At 61.9% G+C, this 18,348-nt stretch carries 18 protein-coding genes; 6 read left to right on the plus strand and 12 right to left on the minus strand.

Annotation, left to right across the window (positions count from 1 at the left end):
* Positions 1-29 precede the first annotated feature (29 nt).
* A complete protein-coding gene (locus tag ISX84_RS11020) occupies positions 30-353 on the plus strand; it encodes a HesB/IscA family protein (RefSeq protein ID WP_195820422.1) in 324 nt (107 codons plus the stop codon).
* A 38-nt stretch (positions 354-391) separates the two neighbouring features.
* On the opposite strand, the gene ISX84_RS11025 is transcribed toward ISX84_RS11020, so the two are convergent.
* Positions 392-1,441: a DUF6902 family protein gene (locus ISX84_RS11025; protein ID WP_195820423.1), complete on the minus strand. Its 1,050-nt coding sequence runs from the start codon at positions 1,439-1,441 to the stop codon at positions 392-394.
* A gap of 88 nt (positions 1,442-1,529) precedes the next feature.
* A complete protein-coding gene (locus ISX84_RS11030) occupies positions 1,530-1,811 on the minus strand; it encodes a DUF6749 family protein (protein ID WP_195820424.1) in 282 nt (93 codons plus the stop codon).
* A gap of 348 nt (positions 1,812-2,159) precedes the next feature.
* Here ISX84_RS11030 and xth point away from each other — a divergent pair, with 348 nt between their 5' ends.
* Both xth and ISX84_RS11040 read left to right on the plus strand, forming a co-directional pair.
* Positions 2,160-2,942 carry an exodeoxyribonuclease III gene (gene xth / locus ISX84_RS11035; RefSeq protein ID WP_195820425.1) on the plus strand — a complete coding sequence of 261 codons (783 nt, stop codon included), beginning with the start codon at positions 2,160-2,162 and terminating at the stop codon, positions 2,940-2,942.
* Positions 2,943-3,054: 112 nt separating this feature from the next.
* The gene (locus ISX84_RS11040; protein WP_195820426.1) at positions 3,055-4,422 is read left to right on the plus strand and encodes an alpha/beta hydrolase family protein; all 1,368 of its coding nucleotides are present in this window, start codon (positions 3,055-3,057) and stop codon (positions 4,420-4,422) included.
* A 53-nt stretch (positions 4,423-4,475) separates the two neighbouring features.
* Here the strand turns inward: ISX84_RS11040 and ISX84_RS11045 are convergent, their stop codons facing one another.
* Positions 4,476-5,060 carry an HNH endonuclease gene (locus tag ISX84_RS11045; RefSeq protein ID WP_195820427.1) on the minus strand — a complete coding sequence of 195 codons (585 nt, stop codon included), beginning with the start codon at positions 5,058-5,060 and terminating at the stop codon, positions 4,476-4,478.
* Between the two features lie 207 nt (positions 5,061-5,267).
* Positions 5,268-6,323, minus strand: coding sequence for an alpha/beta hydrolase family protein (locus ISX84_RS11050; protein WP_195820428.1), 1,056 nt, complete (start codon positions 6,321-6,323; stop codon positions 5,268-5,270).
* Here ISX84_RS11050 and ISX84_RS11055 point away from each other — a divergent pair.
* Positions 6,322-7,449 carry a helix-turn-helix domain-containing protein gene (locus tag ISX84_RS11055; RefSeq protein WP_195820429.1) on the plus strand — a complete coding sequence of 376 codons (1,128 nt, stop codon included), beginning with the start codon at positions 6,322-6,324 and terminating at the stop codon, positions 7,447-7,449. The two genes, ISX84_RS11050 and ISX84_RS11055, sit on opposite strands and share 2 nt — an antisense overlap.
* Positions 7,450-7,547: 98 nt before the next feature.
* Here ISX84_RS11055 and ISX84_RS11060 read toward each other — a convergent pair whose 3' ends face one another.
* From ISX84_RS11060 to ISX84_RS11075, 4 genes are all read right to left on the minus strand, one after another.
* The gene (locus tag ISX84_RS11060) at positions 7,548-8,651 is read right to left on the minus strand and encodes a PAS domain-containing sensor histidine kinase (protein WP_195820430.1); all 1,104 of its coding nucleotides are present in this window, start codon (positions 8,649-8,651) and stop codon (positions 7,548-7,550) included.
* A gap of 62 nt (positions 8,652-8,713) precedes the next feature.
* The gene (locus ISX84_RS11065; RefSeq protein WP_195820431.1) at positions 8,714-9,379 is read right to left on the minus strand and encodes an alpha/beta hydrolase; all 666 of its coding nucleotides are present in this window, start codon (positions 9,377-9,379) and stop codon (positions 8,714-8,716) included.
* The gene (locus ISX84_RS11070) at positions 9,376-10,008 is read right to left on the minus strand and encodes a DNA-3-methyladenine glycosylase family protein (protein ID WP_195820432.1); all 633 of its coding nucleotides are present in this window, start codon (positions 10,006-10,008) and stop codon (positions 9,376-9,378) included. Before ISX84_RS11070 ends, ISX84_RS11065 begins: the two co-directional genes overlap by 4 nt.
* Positions 10,005-10,748, minus strand: coding sequence for a precorrin-6A/cobalt-precorrin-6A reductase (locus ISX84_RS11075; RefSeq protein WP_195820433.1), 744 nt, complete (start codon positions 10,746-10,748; stop codon positions 10,005-10,007). The genes ISX84_RS11070 and ISX84_RS11075 overlap by 4 nt, the downstream gene beginning before the upstream one ends.
* A gap of 75 nt (positions 10,749-10,823) precedes the next feature.
* Here ISX84_RS11075 and ISX84_RS11080 point away from each other — a divergent pair, with 75 nt between their 5' ends.
* A complete protein-coding gene (locus ISX84_RS11080; RefSeq protein WP_195820434.1) occupies positions 10,824-12,047 on the plus strand; it encodes an MFS transporter in 1,224 nt (407 codons plus the stop codon).
* Between the two features lie 58 nt (positions 12,048-12,105).
* On the opposite strand, the gene ISX84_RS11085 is transcribed toward ISX84_RS11080, so the two are convergent.
* The 4 genes from ISX84_RS11085 to cysS all read right to left on the minus strand — a co-directional run bounded on the left by ISX84_RS11085 (position 12,106) and on the right by cysS (position 16,918).
* Positions 12,106-12,876 carry a squalene/phytoene synthase family protein gene (locus ISX84_RS11085; protein WP_195820435.1) on the minus strand — a complete coding sequence of 257 codons (771 nt, stop codon included), beginning with the start codon at positions 12,874-12,876 and terminating at the stop codon, positions 12,106-12,108.
* The gene (locus ISX84_RS11090) at positions 12,866-13,597 is read right to left on the minus strand and encodes a class I SAM-dependent methyltransferase (protein WP_195820436.1); all 732 of its coding nucleotides are present in this window, start codon (positions 13,595-13,597) and stop codon (positions 12,866-12,868) included. The genes ISX84_RS11085 and ISX84_RS11090 overlap by 11 nt, the downstream gene beginning before the upstream one ends.
* A complete protein-coding gene (gene cimA, locus ISX84_RS11095; protein WP_195820437.1) occupies positions 13,594-15,213 on the minus strand; it encodes a citramalate synthase in 1,620 nt (539 codons plus the stop codon). Before cimA ends, ISX84_RS11090 begins: the two co-directional genes overlap by 4 nt.
* A gap of 214 nt (positions 15,214-15,427) precedes the next feature.
* Entirely contained in the window at positions 15,428-16,918 is a 1,491-nt protein-coding gene (gene cysS / locus ISX84_RS11100; RefSeq protein WP_195820438.1) for a cysteine--tRNA ligase, read from the minus strand.
* Between the two features lie 220 nt (positions 16,919-17,138).
* Between cysS and ISX84_RS11105 the strand changes: the two genes are divergently transcribed.
* Positions 17,139-18,311 carry a pyridoxal phosphate-dependent aminotransferase gene (locus tag ISX84_RS11105; protein WP_195820439.1) on the plus strand — a complete coding sequence of 391 codons (1,173 nt, stop codon included), beginning with the start codon at positions 17,139-17,141 and terminating at the stop codon, positions 18,309-18,311.
* The last annotated feature ends 37 nt before the right edge of the window (positions 18,312-18,348 follow it).

Consider the following 18,348-nt stretch of genomic DNA (forward strand, 5'->3'; position numbering starts at 1 on the left):
TTAATGAAACCGCTTGACGGAGCACGCAGATGCAACTCCCGCCCAAGGTCACGCCCCGCGCGTTTGACAGACTGGCTGAAATCGGTGCCGCCACTGACGGCAAAGCCTTGCGCGTGGCTGTCGAAGGCGGCGGATGTTCCGGGTTTCAGTATGAAATCGCGCTCGATGAACCCCGGGCGGATGATCTGGTGCTCGAAGGCGCCGGTCAAAAGGTGGTTATTGACGCAGTATCGCTGCCCTTCCTCGGCGACGCGGTCATCGATTTTTCCGAAGAGCTGATCGGCGCGCGCTTCATCATTGAAAACCCCAATGCCTCAAGCTCCTGCGGGTGTGGCACCTCGTTCTCGATGTAGATTAACATCGGCACGTATATCTTTGGTTTTATATATCTTTAGACGTCGGCACGCGCGAAGCTTTCAAAAAACGCATCGAAGCGGTCAGAGGATTGTTCTGCGCCGCTGAGGATGTCTTCCCCGTCCTGGCCAACCGCATCCGTCATCGCTGCCCGCATCTGGCTCCAGTCATTGCTGCGTGCCGGTCCAAGGTGGAACATATACTCCGACATTGCCCGCAACGGCCCCTTGCGCGCCGCATGCCGTGCGACGTAGAGCCCGGTGGAACATGCCTCACCGGGAAAGCTGGGACGATCCGCAAACTGCGCCCACCAGCAGGTCACCAGATACTCATGATAGGCATCAGAGCCTTTCGGGCCATCCGCTTTCAGCACGAAGCCGCCCATTTCCTGCGCAATCCAATCTTCCCAAATCGCACTTGGCCGCTTCCCGGAAAAGCGCATGGCCACGCAGATTTCCGCAAGTAAATCAATGTCCTGATCCAGATAGGCCAGCAGGCCGGCAAACTCGAGACTGGCAGTGGCCGCGTCCTCCAGATGTGGATCAACCAGGCCATAGTCCGACAGGTAGAATACGATATGGGTCAGCTCGTAGGCGGCCTTCTTGTTCGGCAGCGTGAAGGTTTCGGAGCGGTTGATGAACCGGTGCAACCGTTCTGTCAGCATGACATCTTCGCTGCCCACGCCGCGTCTCTTCAGCAATCGCTGCGCCTCGGCGCGTTGCAGATCGGAAAGCTCGGCTTCGACAAGCCCCATTTTCGCGACCCAACGGCAGAGTTCCGTGCCCTTGCCGCTGCCCAGCCCGAGATCTTCAAGGTCGAGACAGATTGACAGCAGGAACCGGTAGTATTGGGGGAAGAACCGCAGCCGCTCGTCGAGACCGTCGTAGACACGGCGATAAGGGGCCAACGCGCTCTCCGGCAGCATCGCACCGCTGCTCGCCAGCACATTCAGAACTTCGGCATTTTCCTTCAGCCAGAACACATCGTCCGGGCTACGCCTGTTGCAGGCAAAATTTCCGATCAGTACGGTCTGGCGTTCTGCCAGATCCAATCTACGCGGCAGACCCAAAGAGACGACGTTAGACATGGGGGTTCTTCCTTTGTCCGATGGATCTGCCGCGCAAGGCTCATGACCGGGCGAGATGGGTGTCGGGCCCGGTCCAGAAGCCCTGTGGTTACATGGAGGTCGTGAACAGACCGGTTGCATCACCCGAGAGCGCGTCGCGGCCTGCGACCATGCTGGTGGTGAACTGACCGGTTTCAGCACCGGACAGGGTGTCTGCTTCGGGGGCCATCGACGTGGTGAAAAGCTCGGTGGCCTCACCGCGCATCATGTCGCCGCTTGCCGGGCCCATGCTGGTGGTGAAAAGTGCGGTACCTGCGCCGCTGTGCAGGTCTGTTTCAACGGCAAATGTGTCTTCGAGTGCGGGTGTCGCAAACAGTACGTTCGTCTTCATCGCATATCCCTTTCAAATGAAGTTTTTCGCCCTTTCACGCTTGCCCGTTTAAGGAGAGTTTCCAATAAATTTTCACGTTAAGAATGTGTTAACCACTAGTTATCCACAATAGGGTCGCGCCCTACCGACTGACGGTGCCGCGAAACTCACTTTGGTAACCTTGGTTAATTTTTTTTTATCCACAGTGGATAAATATGTGGATATTAACTTATAACTGCCGTTTTTCGTTAACCGTTAACGAGAATCACTGGAATCACCTCCAGTCCGGCGGAAATTTTGGCCCCACTGCGGCGCTTGCTCTGACCTTCTGATTGCGCGATAGCTTGCACATATCTCGGGAGGGCCGACATGAAGATTGCCACCTTCAACATCAATGGCATCAAGGCACGGATCAACGCACTACCTGAATGGCTGGACGATGCCCAGCCCGATGTCGTGGTTCTGCAGGAAATCAAATCGATCGATGAGGCTTTTCCCACCGAACTCTTTGAAGAACGCGGGTACAACGTGGCCACCCACGGGCAAAAGAGCTTCAACGGCGTTGCGATTCTGTCGAAACACCCGCTGGAAGACGTCACGCGCGGTCTGCCCGGGGATGAGAGTGACGAGCAGGCGCGATGGATCGAGGCCACGGTCGTGGGCGCCTCCCATGCGCTGCGGGTCTGCGGGCTGTATCTGCCAAACGGCAACCCCGTGCCCGGCCCTAAATACGATTACAAGCTTGCCTGGATGGCCCGGCTCAAAGCACGGGCGGAGACGCTTCTGGCCGAAGAGACCCCCTTCCTGATGGCCGGGGACTACAACATCATCCCACAGACCGAAGATGCCGCCGCGCCCGACAGTTGGCGGGAGGACGCCCTGTTCCGGCTCGAAAGCCGCACAGCTTTTCGCGCGCTGATCAATCTGGGGCTGACGGATGCGTTTCGCGCCCGAACGCAAGGGCCGGGACATTATAGTTTCTGGGATTATCAGGCCGGTGCGTGGAACAGAAACCAGGGGATCCGAATCGATCACCTGCTGCTTTGCCCGCAAACGGCTGACATGCTGACGGACTGCGTGATCGACAAGGATGTGCGCGGGCGCGACAAGCCCTCTGACCACGTCCCCGTCTGGATTGATCTCGCCGCCTGACACCAGGCGCACAGGCTGTCCGACCCCACCGGACCGGACGACGGGCGCCGCACAGAATCAGTATCAGCCGTCTCAGCGACCAGATCCACCGGTCACCTGATGTGCACTTCTGATGAAAGACCCCTTTGTGCGATACCCGCTGATTGCGTACCTCTTGCCGCTGATCTTCCTGTTTGCAGGGCCCGCCACCTGGGCGCAGGCCGATATCATCGGCGCGCAACGGCTGGTGTTGTCCAGCCCGGATCTGATCGATGACCTGACCCCGAAGATGCAGGAGATTCTGACCCGCGCCAATGGACGCCGCGACAGAGATCTGATGGTGCGCATTTGGTATCCGGCACGGGCCCCACTGGATGCGGACAGCCGAAAGCACTACGGGTTTCACAGTGACGCGGTCGATTTTGCCATCGATCCGGATGGCAGGCACAATATTCTGGACAAACTGCAGAACCGCAAACGGCGCAGCAATACCTATCAGAATGCCATACCAGACACGTCGCGGGCCTTGCCGGTCATCCTTTATTCGCACGGAAACGGCAACGCGGCAGAGGCGAATGAACCCTATTTCGAAGCATTGGTTGCGCGTGGGTATATCGTGGTCTCCATCGGCCACAGCTATTCCGCCAGCCTGGTCACGCTGCAAAACGGCCGCGTCGCCAAGGTCGACAGCGCGCTGCAGGACTACGTCGACAGCGAAATCCCGGAGGAGGCGCGAGATTCGGCCCTTACCTTTGATCAGGCCAGTGCCGATGCCCTCGCCGCCTTGCCTCTAGGGGCCGCGCCACGCGACGATCTATTGGACCGGTATCACTATAGCGTTTCCGGCGCGCGGATGGGCGCCCGCGCACAGCTTGCCCTCTGGGTTGCCGATATCCGGTTTGTTCTCTCGGCGCTGGCGGACATCAACGCGCCCGGCGGTGCAGAGGGGTTGAGCGGGCTGTTTGATCTGTCCCGCATCGGTGCGGTCGGCCATTCCTTTGGCGGGGCGGCCTCCCGGCATTTTTGTGACCGCGAGCCGCGGTGCAAGGTCTCCATCAACATGGACGGGACCGACCCGACGCAGCGAGGGGAACGCATCCGCGACCCCCACATGCGGTACTATTTCGACGTCAAGGCACAGGTCGCGCAGGAAGTCCGCGATGGCGCCCACAGGGACCGGGAGTTTCTGCGCCTTGTGCGCAAGCTTTTCCACCAGAGACAGGTGCATGAGACCCATGCGATGATCGCGGCAGCGGACAGCGACCTCGTTGTCCTGAGCCCGCGGAAGATTTCGCATCTGGATTTCACCATCGGCTGGCTGAACCTGCACCGCTACGGGCCCGGCAAACGCATTTGGCAGCGGGTGATCCGGCAAACCTCCCTGCCCTTTCTCGATCTGCACCTGAAACCCGACACGACGGGTGAGGCGCCAAAGGAGATCTGCGAAACCCTCGAAAAACCGCGCGGATTTCGGCTGATCTATACAAATCTATGTGGCTAGACGGATCAGGCTATGAGCGATCATGCCCGCCCAAAGTGTCAGGACCGAAACGCCTAGGCTTCGAGTTCCGCATCCCAGTAGAGGAAATCCATCCAGCTTTCGTGCAGATGGTTGGGCGGGAACTTGCGGCCCATGTTGCGCAGCTCTTCCGCACCCGGCTGGCGTGGCGGTTTGCGCAGGGAAAGACCCGTGCGGTGCAGCGGTTTAGACCCTTTCTTGAGGTTGCAGGGCGAACAGGCCGCCACCACATTCTGCCAACTGGTCACACCACCAGAGGCACGCGGTACCACGTGATCGAAGGTCAACTCCCCCTTGGCGCCACAATACTGACAACGAAATTCATCCCTCAGAAATAAATTAAAGCGCGTGAAGGCCACGCGCTTTTGAGGTTTTACATAGTCTTTCAGAACGACGACCGACGGAATTCTGATTTCCGTACTGGGGCTTCGGACGATGTCGTCATATTCGGCGACGATGTCCACCCGGTCGAGCCAGGCCGCCTTGACCGCCTCCTGCCAGGGCCAGAGCGATAGCGGGTAGTAACTCAAGGGGCGATAATCCGCGTTCAGCACCAGCGCGGGTCGGTGCCTCAGGCTCGCAGGGTTGCGGGTAAAATCCGTTCTGAAATCGCCGTCCATGATTACACGCACCCTTTGCCGTTCCGCGTCCGGTCCAGCGGGCCAGTCCCGCCGATAGGCCGACTATATCTCGTGGTTTGCGTCTTGCAAGCCCCTGTTTGACCACAACATGTCGCAGGATGCATAGGGTAACACGGTAACGGTTAAGTGACAGTTATCCACAAGGTCCGGCACAACCCTGAAACGGCGGAACCGGACCTTGTGTCCTTAGTGCTGAGCCACAACGCCAGTGGCCCGCAGATGCGTGATGATCAGATCATAGATGCGATCGTGCTGGGCAATCCGGGCGTCCTGCCCTTTGACACAGACGATCTCATCTCCCGGCTCTTCGCGCTTGAGCAATTCGTATCCGCCTTCGACACAGACGCCCATGAAATCGAAGTGACCGGCATCTTCCACCTCAACATGGGTGACAAGGTTTTCCGGCAGGTTAGCCACCAGAGCACGGGATTCGATGGTCTGGTCCAGCATGTCCTGACGTCCGGAGCCGAGGACCAGCACGGGGATGTCGATCTCCGCAAGGCTGTCGGGCGCAAATGTCTGTGTGCCCCCCAGATCAAGCGGGATCACGGTGCGCAGGCGCGGATCGGACCGATCGCTTTGCAGGTCTTCAAGGTCATCGGGGCTGTGCCCCACCTTCCACATCTCCAGCGCCGCGCAATCCGGCCGCGCCGCGGCATCCGCACAACTTTGATTGAAGTGGGCCACATCGTGCCGGGCCCCGGCGGCGGCCATGACCGTGTAGCCGCCCAGCGAATGGCCCGCGGCGGCCACCCGCGTCGGGTCCATGTGGTCGGCAAACCGCGGGTCGGTCAGCAGTTGGTCAAAGCTAACGCTGAGATCGGTGGCGCGCAGCCACAGCTGGCGCGCCTGATCGGGGTCACGCCCGAAGCTTGTGGTGCCGGGGTGGTTGGGCTGCACAACGATGATCCCGTCAGCAGCGAGCCGTTTGGCCAGCCAAGCCTGGTTCATCGAGTTGCCGTACATGCCGTGTGACATCATCACCACCGGAAAGACACCGGGTGCAATGCGGGCATCGAGATGGCCGGAAATGTTGCGCCAGACGGCGCTGCCCTTGAGCAACCGTTCCGGCTCTTGCGACAGCGACGGGTACCACACATGCCCTTCCAGCACGCGATCCGTCTCCCTATGCGCCGCGCGGTATTCGGCGACGGCGGGGGCGAAATCGGCGGCATCCGCCGTCGCTGCAAATCCCAGAATAATGGCCGCCGACAGGCAGAATTGGCGAAGATTGGTGTTCATGTCAGACCTCATGAATTGGTGTTGCGATGATCCTGACTTGAGCAAAGAGCCGTTTTCGGGCAATGCCTTGACTGTCCTGAAACGGCTTTCAGGACAGCTCTACGCAATCGAGGACAGGCCTGCCCCCGTGATCTCCGTCCCCCTCCCCCTGTTTCTGACCGGATTGGCCGCGATTTTTGGTGTCATGGTGCTGACGCGGGCCTGGCTGCCGGGGCCTGCCAAGGCGCTTTTCACAGCGCTCGCAGGGCTGATCGTGGTGGAAACGATCCTGGTCGCTCTGCGGTTCGCCTATCAGGTCGACGCGGTGCTGGTGGTCCAGCGGCTGCTGCCATTCTGGATCGGGCCGTTGATCTATCTTGGGTACTTTGCCCTGTCGGACCGCGCGGCACGCCTGCAAACAGCGCTCCTGTTGCATCTCGGTTGCGCTGCCGCTGCGACAGCCGTCGTGGCCGCTGTCCCGAACGTCCGGGTGGCGCTCGATCTGATGATCGGGCTCAGCTACGCCATCTACGCGCTGCTGCTTCTAAGGCTCTGGCGCGGCGGGCCGGACCGCCTGTCACAGTTGGCGGTGGCCCATGTGGGGTTCATGCGCCGTTTGATCCTGATCGGGGTCGGCCTGCTCGTGATCACCTGCGTGATGGACACGCTGATTGCCATCGATTTTGCCCGCAATGAGGGCGCCAACGTCGGCTGGCTCCTGTCGCTGGCCAGTCTTGTGATGATTGCCATGATGGGCGTGGCGGTTGCGGCGACAATCCGCAGCGGCGATGCGCTGCCCAAGCAGAGCCAGCAAAACAGCCAGGATGCGGAGATCGCGGAACGGGCCCGCGCCTTTCTGGAAGAAAGCCGCCTCTTCGTTGATCCGCAGCTGTCGCTGACCCGGCTGGCGCGGCGGTTGGGCGTGACGGATCGGGCGCTGTCCGAGGCCATCAACCGAACCGGGGGCAAGAATGTCTCACAGTTCATCAACGAATTCCGCGTCGCCGAAGCCGCACGGCTGCTGCATAGCACATCCGACCCGGTCGGCGCCGTGGGCGAAGCCGCCGGCTTCCTGACCCGGTCGAACTTCTACACCGAGTTCAAGAGGGTCATGGGCCAAAGCCCGGGCGCCTATCGCAAGACCTGAACACACCCACCGCGCTGTCTTTCATGGAAAGGCTACTGGCTGCGCCCCGCTCTTGCGCTCATTGCGCATCAGAAATGGCGGCCTCGTGCAGGATCACATCAAGCGATTTTTTGAGCCGAAGGAGCCTCTGTCACGCGCCGACCTGGAAGGGTGAAGGCAATGACAGCGCCCTGTCTATCCGCTCGGTTGGAGACCGTCAGGGTGCCGCCCCGGGCATGTATCAGGCGCCTGACGCCAAACAGGCCAAAGCCGCTGTCGACGCGCAGTTGACCGGTGTCAAGAAAGAGCAGCGCCGGATCGGTGAAACCCTGCCCATTGTCCGTGATCGTGACCTCGAAAAAACCGTCTTCCAGCTCTGCCAGATCGATGGTCAGTTCAAGGGCCTGCTGGTCGGCGGGCGCCGCCGCCGTACCGCATAGAGTCCAATGTTTTATGGCATTGTCCATCAAGTTGCGCAGAATAATCTGGGTGGCCGTGCGATCGCCCTCGACAATTCCGTCGGCTTGCCGGATCACGCAGTTGCCCATTGGGTCCAGTACCGTGGAAATTTCCTCCACCAGCCCGGCAAAGTCGAAATGCACGGTCTGATTGGCCAAAGACGTTGCCTGCGCATGTGACAGCACGTCGCTGATGAGCCGCATGGCGTTCTTGCCAATGTCCTCCAGCGTATTGATCAGATCCAGCTTGCCATCGCCGAGATCTTCAAAATCCTCGCGCAGCATTTCGGCGATGAAGGACACATTGCGCATCGGTGTGCGCAAGTCATGGGCTGCGAGATTGATAAAGTCCTCCATCTCGCTGGTCAGGGTGGCCATTTCAGTCCGCGCCTCGCGCAGGCCATGACCACCGGAGATATCGGTCGAACTTCCGATGATCCGCACCACCGCACCGCTGTCGTCACAAACGGGCCGTAGCGTGGTGCGCAGCAGCCGCTGCACCCCGTCCAGTGGCAGTAGGATTTCATAGATCAACGGCTTGGCCGATGTCATCGCGGTCACATGATGCGTGTAGGCGACCTCGCCCAGACGCCCCGGATAGAGTTCGGCAGCGGTGCACCCCAGTATCTCGTCCAGGGGGCGGCCCAGCACATTGCGGGCATAGGCATTGAAGGCCGCGTAGCGCGGCACGCCATCTGCATCCGGTTCCAGAACGAATACCGGGTGCTCCACCATATCCAATAAATCCGACTCGACGTCCTGCATGGGCCTTCTCCAGCCGGCACCATGCCCCGTCCGCGTTAAAGTAGTATTGATCTCGCTTGCGCTCAGAGCCCCAGCTTGTCGCGCATGAAGGCGAGCGCCACGGAAAGACCGTCCGGCGCGATGCCGTGGCCCGTGCCCTTCATGATATGGGCGTAGACGTCCTGCCAGCCTGCTTCCTGCAGGGCCTCGGCGGCCTGTGGCAGGGATTGCGGCGGCACGACATCATCGGCGTCGCCATGCACCAGAAGCACCGACGGGCGCACGACCACTTCATCCGCAAGGGTTTCGGGGCTCAGCAACCGACCGGAAAAGCCGACCACACCGGCCACCGTGTCTTCGCGGCGCGGCGCCACATGCAGCGCCATCATCGTGCCCTGGGAAAAGCCAAAAAGCACCACCTGCTCGGGCAGCACGTCTTCATCGACCATCAGCGCGTCCAGAAAGGCGTTGAGATCGTCGATGGCCTGCATCATGCCGCGCATGCTCTCTTCTTCCGACGAGCCATCGATCCACGGGATCGGAAACCACTGAAATCCCATGGGCGCGCCCGCACAGGCCTCGGGCGCATCGGGGGCCACAAAGAGCGTATCGGGCAGATGTTCGGCCAGCGGGTCCGCAAGCCCCAGAAGATCGGCGCCATTGGCCCCGTAGCCGTGCAGAAACACCACGACGGACCGCGTATCCCCCGACACCGGCGCGCGGCGGCCTGCATTCAAAACCCGTGTCATGTGATCCCGTCCCTCTGTTTGGCCACCCGGTAGTACGCAAAGAGCAACCGCGCTGCAACCGACCGCCAGGGCGACCAGCTTTCCGCCCTTTCCCGCAAGGCCCGTTCCCTGGGGCGCTCGGGCAGATCGTAAAGAAGGCGCGCCGCTTCCTGCAGGGCAAGATCGCCGGGGGCAAAGATATCCGCGCGGCCCAGCGAGAACATGGCGTAGATTTCCGCGGTCCAGACACCGATGCCGGTGACACCGGTCAGCACCCGGATGACCTCCTGATCAGACGCCGATCTGAGGGCAGCAAAGTCGATCTCTGCCGCGGCAAGCGCATGCGCGTAACGCGCCTTCTGGCGGCTGAGACCCAACGATCGCAAGGCCTCTGCGCTCAGGGCCTGAACAGCGGCAGGCTCCGTCGCGTCCGCCTCCTCCAGCCGCGCCCAGAGCGCACGGGCCGAGGCGGTGGAGACCTGCTGGCTGACGATGGCACTCAACAATTGTGCAAAGCCATCCGGCCTGCGGCGCAGCGGCAAGGGGCCGGTTGCCTGCAGCGCTGACGCCAGGCGATCATCCTGGCGGGCGAGCCAAGCCGCCCCCTCCGCCACATCCGCATCGGTTTCAATAATCCGCCCAACGCTCATGCGTCAGCTTCCCAGGCCAGCGCCTCGGTCACGGTTTCAACGATCTGCATACCAACGGGCGGGTCCGGCCGCGCAACCATGGCCACGCGAAGCCCCAGGCGCCGGGCGGCCAGCAGTTTGGAGATGCTGGCCGATCCCCCGACATTGCGGCAGATCAGGCGCGAAATCCGCAGGGTCTGAAAGAGCGCCTCTTCGCTGTGTTGAGAGAACGGCGGCGTGCCGGTGACGTAGCGTACAAAGTCATAGGGCGGTGGCGCTTTCTGGGCCTGTGTCTGGCGCAGAAACAGCACCTGCCCGGCAAATGTCTCGAACTCCGGCAGCGAGGCCCGCCCGGTATTGCTGAACACACGCTCGCCCGCCGGGATGTCTTCGGATGCCTTGCGCACGGTGCGGTAGTCCGTCCAGTAATCCTGCCCGGAGGCGCGCCACGGCGGGCGCAACACCCGCAGATACCGCAGGTTCAGACGTGTCGAGACAAGCGCGGCGCGGCGCGAGACCTCCGCGTCAAAGGCATGGCTGGCATCGAGCACACAGACCACGTTGTTCGTGTCCACCCAGGCCTCGAAACTCGCGTTGTCCTCAAAAGCCCCCACCCGCGTCGGCACCGGTAATGGCTCAAACACCCGTTCGGGCTCTGGCAGGCTGGCGACAACCGAGCGACCACGTGATTTAAGACGGGATACAAGGCCATGCGCCTCACGCGCGCCCGCCATGACCAGAATCGAACCCGCATTTCTCATATCGCGACTTTAGGCCACAAGCCCCCGGTGGCAAGGGGACTTGCCCCGACCCGGCAAGCAGATTACCCAAGGCGCATGCACGCAACAGATGATAGTCGCGCCAAGCGCAATGTGATGGTTCTGGTCATGGCGCAGGCGTTTCTGGGCAGCCAGATCACGATGATTTTTGTGATTGGCGGATTGGCGGGACAGCAGATGGCGGTCAACGCCTGTCTTGCGACATTACCCATTTCGATGATCGTTTTCGGGTCGATGACCACCGCGCCCTGGCTCTCGAGCCTGATGCAGCGGTTTGGCCGGCGCGCGGGCTTTCTCGTCGGCGCCGTTGGCGGGCTGATCGGTGCGGCCATCTGCGCCTATGCACTGACGCTGGACAACTTCTGGATCTTTCTGGTCGGCAGTTATCTGACCGGTATCTATATGTCTTCCCAGGGTTTCTTTCGATTTGCGGCGGCTGATACAGCCTCGGACAGCTTCCGTCCCAAGGCAATTTCCTATGTCATGGCAGGCGGGCTGTTGTCGGCCATCATCGGGCCGCAGCTGGTGGGCTATCTGACCAGTGCAAATCCCGATGCCACGGTCATGCGGTTCTTCCCGGTCTATATGGCGGCGATGGCGCTGAACGTGCTGGGCATGCTGCTCTTTGCCTTTCTCGACATCCCCAAGCCGCCGAAACCTTCGGCAGAGGCGCCGCGGGGACGGTCGGTCATGGAATTGTTGAAGACGCCGCGCATCGCGGTTGCCGTGATCTGCGCGATGGTGTCCTACGCGCTGATGAACCTGGTGATGACCTCCACGCCCCTGGCCGTTGTGGGCTGTGGGTTCGCGGTGGCGGATGCCTCCAACGTCGTCACGGGCCATGTTTTGGCGATGTTCGCACCGTCGTTTTTCACCGGCCACCTGATCGTCAGGTTCGGGGTGGAGCGGATCATGGGGTTGGGGCTGCTGATCCTTGGTGCCGCGGGGGCCGTGGCGCTGTCAGGCGTGGCGCTTGCGCATTTCTTCGTCGCCCTCATTCTTCTGGGACTGGGTTGGAATTTCGGGTTCATCGGGGCCACCACGATGCTGGCGGGTGCGCATGAACCGCATGAGCGCGGACGCATCCAAGGGGTAAATGATCTCTTGGTCTTTGGTGGGGTTACACTGGCCTCGCTCGCCTCGGGGGGGTTGATGAACTGCTCCGGCGGGTCCGCCGAAGAGGGTTGGGCCGCCGTCAACATCGCCATGATTCCCTTTCTGGTGCTGGCGGGCTGTGCTCTGATCTGGTTGGTGATGCGGCCCAAGCCGCAGACGGCCTAGAGGGCTCTGCCCTCGGCGCGTGCCGCGCCTCACCCGGGATATTTGCAGCCAGAAGAAGTCAGATGCGTCTGGTCAAACGGGCGCGGATCAGGGTGAGACTGCGCTGCAGCTCCGGGGTGACGAGCGCGCCGCGCGCGACGCGCCCGGGCTGGCGCGCGGTGGTTTTCAGAATGTGACGGGCACGCCAGCCGGAGAGCAGAACCAGACGCGACGCGCGGCCGAGGGCGGATTGCGCCTTGAGGTCGCGGAGGGCGGTTTTGGCCAGGGCGGCCAAGGTTTCGGGCCGTCCATCGTGCATCGGACGCTTGCCCCGCGCTTCGAGCTCAGGCAGGGCCTGCAACCAGTTGGCCAGCGCCACGGCGCGGGTGGTTTTGAGAAACGCGGCCTGCTCGGCGGGCGCGGCGCCCAGAGCTTGCGCAGCGGTCCAGAGCAGTGTACCTGTTGTCGCCCGAAGATAGCGCCACATCTCCGCTTCATCCTCAAAGGGATCCGCGCCGATATCCCACCGGCGGGCATCGATCAGTTCGTCCAGCGCGCGGGCCTGATCCGGCGTCAGAAAACCCGCCAGCGGGGTGACCACCTCGTGTCGTCGCACCGGGCGGCTTTCGGCGATTTCCTCAAGCGCATCCCGCCACCATTGCAGGCGCATCTCGGCGATCATCGGTTCCTGCGTCACCCATGGCGCGCGCGTCACTTCGATGTTGAAGGCGTAGAGCGGAAAGAGGATGTGGCGTGCTGAAACAGGGCTTGCCATGGTGGCGGTAAAGCGGTCCGCGTCGCCCTGTTCGACCAGCGCGGCGCAGGCATTCAGATCGGCGTCAAATCCCATCCGGGCGCACCACGCTCAGCAGGTAGCCAAAGCTCTCCGGGTGCACGCGCCAGACATCCGCCTCTCGGCGCGCTTCGGCGAGTACCTGCTGCAGTTCCGGTGTGTTGCCAGGTGAGAGTGCCGCGATCCGCTTGTCCATGGGGCCGTAGTAGTTTTCCCATGCCGCGGCAGAGAGCTTGCGGGTGCCCAATGTGGTGTAGCCCGCCGCCTGCACCTGCGCGTCGATCCCCGCCGCATCGGTCATTGCGGGATACTCCTCTGCCCAAAGGTCGGCGGCCTGTTGTGGCCGGGCATCGGTGAACCAGCAGGGTTCGGAAAAGGCAACGGCCCCGCCCGGCGCCAGTGCCGCGCGCCACGTCTTCAGCCCCGCGGTGATGCCGAGAAAGTAGAGCGCGCCTGCACACCAGATCAGATCGAAGGGGCCGGTGATCTGGCCCATGTCGCCGGTGGCGATGGTCACGGCCGGGTCACCGCCGTGCAGCGCCTGCGCCTGAGCCGTGAAATGCGGGTATTTGTCGAGTGCGATCACATGTCCGTCCGGGGCGACCCTTCGCAGCGCCGCAATATCGGCGCCCGGCCCACAGGCCGCGTCACAGATGCGCCCGGTCCGTGGTGTCCCCGCGACACCTGCCGCCCAGGTGATATCTGCAGGCTCACCAGGCCCTTCGCGCGGCAGATCGCGGTGCAGCGTGAAGAAGGCCTCCCGATAGGCGTCGCTCATGACGACCCTCTCGTGTCCCGCAGGATTTTCCAGCGGATCGCGTCGAGCAAAGCCTCGAAGGAGGCATCGACTATGTTCGGGGACACACCCACGGTGGACCAGCGCCGCCCCTGGCCGTCTTCGCTGTCGATGATCACGCGTGTGACCGCCTCGGTGCCCCCTTGGGTGATGCGCACCTTGAAGTCCACCAGGCGCATGTCGTCTATGATCTGCTGATATGGCCCGAGGTCCTTGGCCAGCGCCTTGGCGAGTGCATTCACAGGGCCTCGGTCGGAGCCGCTTTCATCCATGGATTCGCTGACGGAGAGCTTCTTGTCGCCGTCGATTTTCACCACCACGACCGCCTCGGAGAGGCTGATCATCTTGTCGTATTTGTTTTTGCGCCGCTCGACGGTGACGCGGTAGCGTTTGACCTCGAAGAACTCCGGCATCTGGCCCAGCGTGTCGCGCGCCAGCAGTTCGAAACTGGCCTGCGCGGTATCGTAGGAATACCCTTCCGCCTCACGCGCCTTGATCCGGTCGAGGATCAGTCCCAGCGCAGGGTCGCCCTTGGCGACGGTGAGGCCGGCACCCGCGAGCCGTTCGCGCAGGTTCGACTGGCCCGCCTGATTGGACATCGGGATGACACGGGCGTTACCCACATCCGCCGGGTTGATGTGTTCGTAGGTCGTGGGGTCTTTCAGGATGGCGCTGGCGTGCAGCCCGGCCTTATGTGCAAAGGCCGAGGACCCGACGAAGGCGGCTTGCCGGAAAGGCACCCGGTTGAGGATTTCGTCCAGCATGCGGCTGATCCGCGTGAGCCCTGTGAGCGCGTCACGCGTCACGCCGATCTCGAAGCGGCTGGCGTAGGGCTCTTTCAGCAGCAGGATCGGAATGAGCGCTGTCAGATTGGCATTGCCACAACGCTCGCCAAGCCCGTTGAGCGTGCCCTGGATCTGTCGCGCGCCCGCATCGACGGCGGCCAATGTGCAGGCAACCGCGTTTTCCGTGTCGTTGTGCGTGTGAATGCCAAGGTGATCGCCGGGAATACCGGCGGCGATGACCTCTGATGTGATCCGCCCCACCTCCTCCGGCAGGGTCCCGCCGTTGGTGTCACAGAGCACAACCCAGCGCGCGCCCGCGTCATAGGCGGCCTTCACAGCCTCCAGCGCATAGGCGGGATTGGCACGGTACCCGTCAAAGAAATGCTCGGCGTCGAAGAGCGCCTCCCGACCGATGGATGTGAGGTAAGCGATGGAGCGGGAGATGTTGTCTGTATTCTCCGCATTGGAAATCCCCAACGCCGCACTGACATGAAACTCATATGTCTTGCCCACGAGGCATACGGCTTTGGTCTGCGCGTTCAAAACGGCAGCCAACACGTCGTCGTTCTCAGCCGACATCCCGGCCCGCTTGGTCATGCCGAAAGCGGTCATGCGCGCGCGGGTTTTGGGGGCTGCGTCGAAAAAGGCGCTGTCGGTGGGGTTCGCCCCAGGCCAGCCGCCTTCGATATAGTCGACGCCCAGCGCATCCAGAGCTTCGGCGATGGCGCGCTTTTCCTCGGTGGAGAACTGCACGCCCTGCGTCTGCTGACCGTCGCGCAGGGTGGTATCATAAAGGTACAGGCGCTCGGTCATAGTGATCTTTCGCAAAGGTGGCCTGAAGCCCACCCTACCTGTGGGCTGGCAGGTAAGGTGGGCCTTGGGCCACCGGTGCACGGGTTTCCGATAGTGCCGCAGCCTGTGTGACAGAATTCGTCTGTGCCGCTTGCGGCACGGACAGCGCCCGACCGCCCCCGCGGGCGGGCGCTTCGCTTCCACCCGCGGTCGGGCACTATCCTCTGTTGGGAGATCATTTCAAAGCCTCGAGCTTCCCAGGGTCGAAGTTACTTTGCCGCTCCCATTTCGTACCGCTCGGTGTATTCTTAACAATCACACCGGCATCAACCAGCCCGCTGCGCAGTCGATCCGCCTCTTCGAAGTTTTTCTCTGCTCGAGCTTGATCAAGCTGATCGACCAAGAGCTGTACCGCATCCACTGTTCCGAACACTTTGGTAAATACTCCTCTGCGCTCATCTCTAGCTCGAGCCGCATCTTCCGCAGTCACTGATGCCTTTAGATCGAAGCCAAGCAGTAACTGACTAGAGTAGTTCTTGGCTAATTCGGCGACCCTTGCATCTGGGTCGGCAGGCAGCGCCTTCAGGTGTTTGCGGATTGCAGCAATTGCTCTTGGCGTGTCCAAATCGTCTTTAAGAGCGGACAACACCTCGGGAAGCGCATCCGTTTCCTCGAGAAGATGCAGCGAAGCCAGCCCGCCTCTTCCAAGACCCCTCGCAAACTCGTTAACCACCACACCAGCTTCGTGGCGCCGCTGAACCCCAAGATCCATAACAGAGCGATAGTGCGAAAGTAGGAACGCGGCGCGTATCTCTTCGCCGCTCATTCGGACAGACATTCTGGCATTGAAGTTCTTATGAGCAATCGTCAGACCGTCCAAGACTTCGCGCACGGTGAAGAAATTGCCCAGAGACTTGGACATCTTCTTACCCTCGACCTGCAGCATCTCGTTGTGCATCCAGACATTGGCAAACCCGTGGCCCGCGCAGCGCGATTGGGCGATCTCGTTTTCATGGTGCGGGAACTGCAGATCGATCCCACCGCCGTGGATGTCGAAACGCTCTCCCAGCAAATCACGCGCCATGGCGGAGCATTCGATATGCCAGCCCGGTCGGCCTCTCCCCCATGGGCTGTCCCAGCCTGGCAGATCCTCCGAAGAGGGCTTCCAGAGCACGAAATCCATGGGGTTGCGCTTGTAGGGCGCCACTTCGACCCGCGCGCCGGCGATCATGTCGTCCACGGAACGACCGGACAGCGCGCCATACTCAGCATAACTCTCAACGGCAAAGAGCACATGGCCCTCGGCCTCATAGGCGTGACCTTTCGCAATAAGGTCTTCGATCATCGCCACCATCTGCGCGATATACTGCGTCGCACGTGGCATGGCCGTGGGCTCCAGCGCGCCGACAGCCGCCATATCGTCGAGGAACCACTGGGTGGTCTCGGCGGTGATCTCGCCAATGGCGCGCCCGCTCTCTGCGGCCCGCGCGTTGATCTTATCGTCCACATCCGTGAAGTTGCGCACATAGGTCACGTGTTCTGCACCATAGACGTGACGCAGCAACCGAAAGAGCACATCGAACACAATCACCGGCCGCGCATTGCCCAGATGCGCGCGATCATAAACGGTCGGCCCGCAGACATACATGCGCACATTCTCTGGGTCGATGGGCTGAAACACCTCTTTCGACCGGGTCTTCGTGTTGTAGAGCTTCAATGTCGTCATGACAGGCGTCCTTGCGCAGGTGTGGCGCGGGCTTAGCAATCTTGTGACAGGTTGAAAACGACCTAAAACCGCCCGCTGGGGGAGTTCAGCAAATAGTACAGCAAATGGGCGTGGTTCTGGTCATGCCCCATCCCTAGCCCGACGCAGAGGCGCCGGTCAAGGCCGATTGACGAATCGTGCCACCTCTGCGCCCCTGCGCAAGAGACTGACGGAGGCAGCCATGCATCAATCCACGCGAATAACGGGCCTCACCGGGGGCGGATCAGACGGCTGGGACGTTTTCCTGAAAGCGCGCCGCATGATTGCCGATGGCATTGCGGTCACGGAACTGACGATTGGCGAACATGACATCCGCACCGCCGCACCGATCCTGCAGAAGATGCATGCCGCCGCGATGTCGGGTCACACAGGATACGCTGCGGTACCCGGCACGGACACCCTGCGTGACACGGTGGCGGCGCGGGTGCAGGCGCGCACGGGCGTGCCCACCACTCGCAACAATGTCGTGATCACACCCGGCGGGCAAGCCGCGCTCTTTGCCGCGCATATGGCGGCCTGCGACCCGGGCGACACAGCGCTTTATATTGACCCCTACTACGCGACCTACCCCGGTACATTGCGGGGCGTGGGGGCCATCCCCCAAGCGATCAAGACCCACGCGGCGGAAGCGTTTCAACCGCGTGCAGAAGAATTGCGCGCGCATTCCCGCAACGCATCCTCCTTGCTGATCAACACACCGAACAATCCCACCGGCGTGGTCTATTCCGACGCGACCCTCGCCATGATCGCGGAGACATGCCGGTCCGATGATCTGTGGCTGATCTCGGACGAAGTCTATGACACCCAGGTCTGGGAAGGACGCCACCTATCCCCCCGCGCCCTGCCGGGCATGGCAGAACGCACGCTGGTCGTGGGCTCCATGTCCAAATCGCATGCCATGACAGGCTCGCGCTGCGGTTGGATCGTGGGGCCGGAGGCGGTGATTGCAAACCTGATTACGCTGGCCACCCATACCACCTATGGGGTGCCCGGATTCATTCAGGATGCCAGTGATTTTGCGCTGAAACAGGGAGCCGCCTTCGAGGCGGAGATCGCCGCACCCTTCCAGCGGCGCAGAGCCTTGGCCAAGCAGGTGATCGCCCGCCAAAACACCGTCGGGCTCGTACCGGCGCAGGGGGCGATGTATCTGATGCTGGACATCCGGGCGACCGGGATGACCGGTGAGGCCTTTGCGTATGACTTGCTGGAGACACACCATATCGCCGTCATGCCCGGCGAGAGCTTTGGCACCTCGGCTGCCGGTCATATCCGCGTGGCCATGACCATCGAAGACCGAGCGTTCGAGCAGGCCCTGAGCAAGCTCTGCACCCACGCGGAAAAACGCGCGGCATGAATATGGGCCCGGCGCCTTGCGACAACCGGGCCCGTTC

Source organism: Roseobacter sp. MH60115 (assembly GCF_015644665.1).
Classification (GTDB): Bacteria; Pseudomonadota; Alphaproteobacteria; order Rhodobacterales; family Rhodobacteraceae; genus Roseobacter.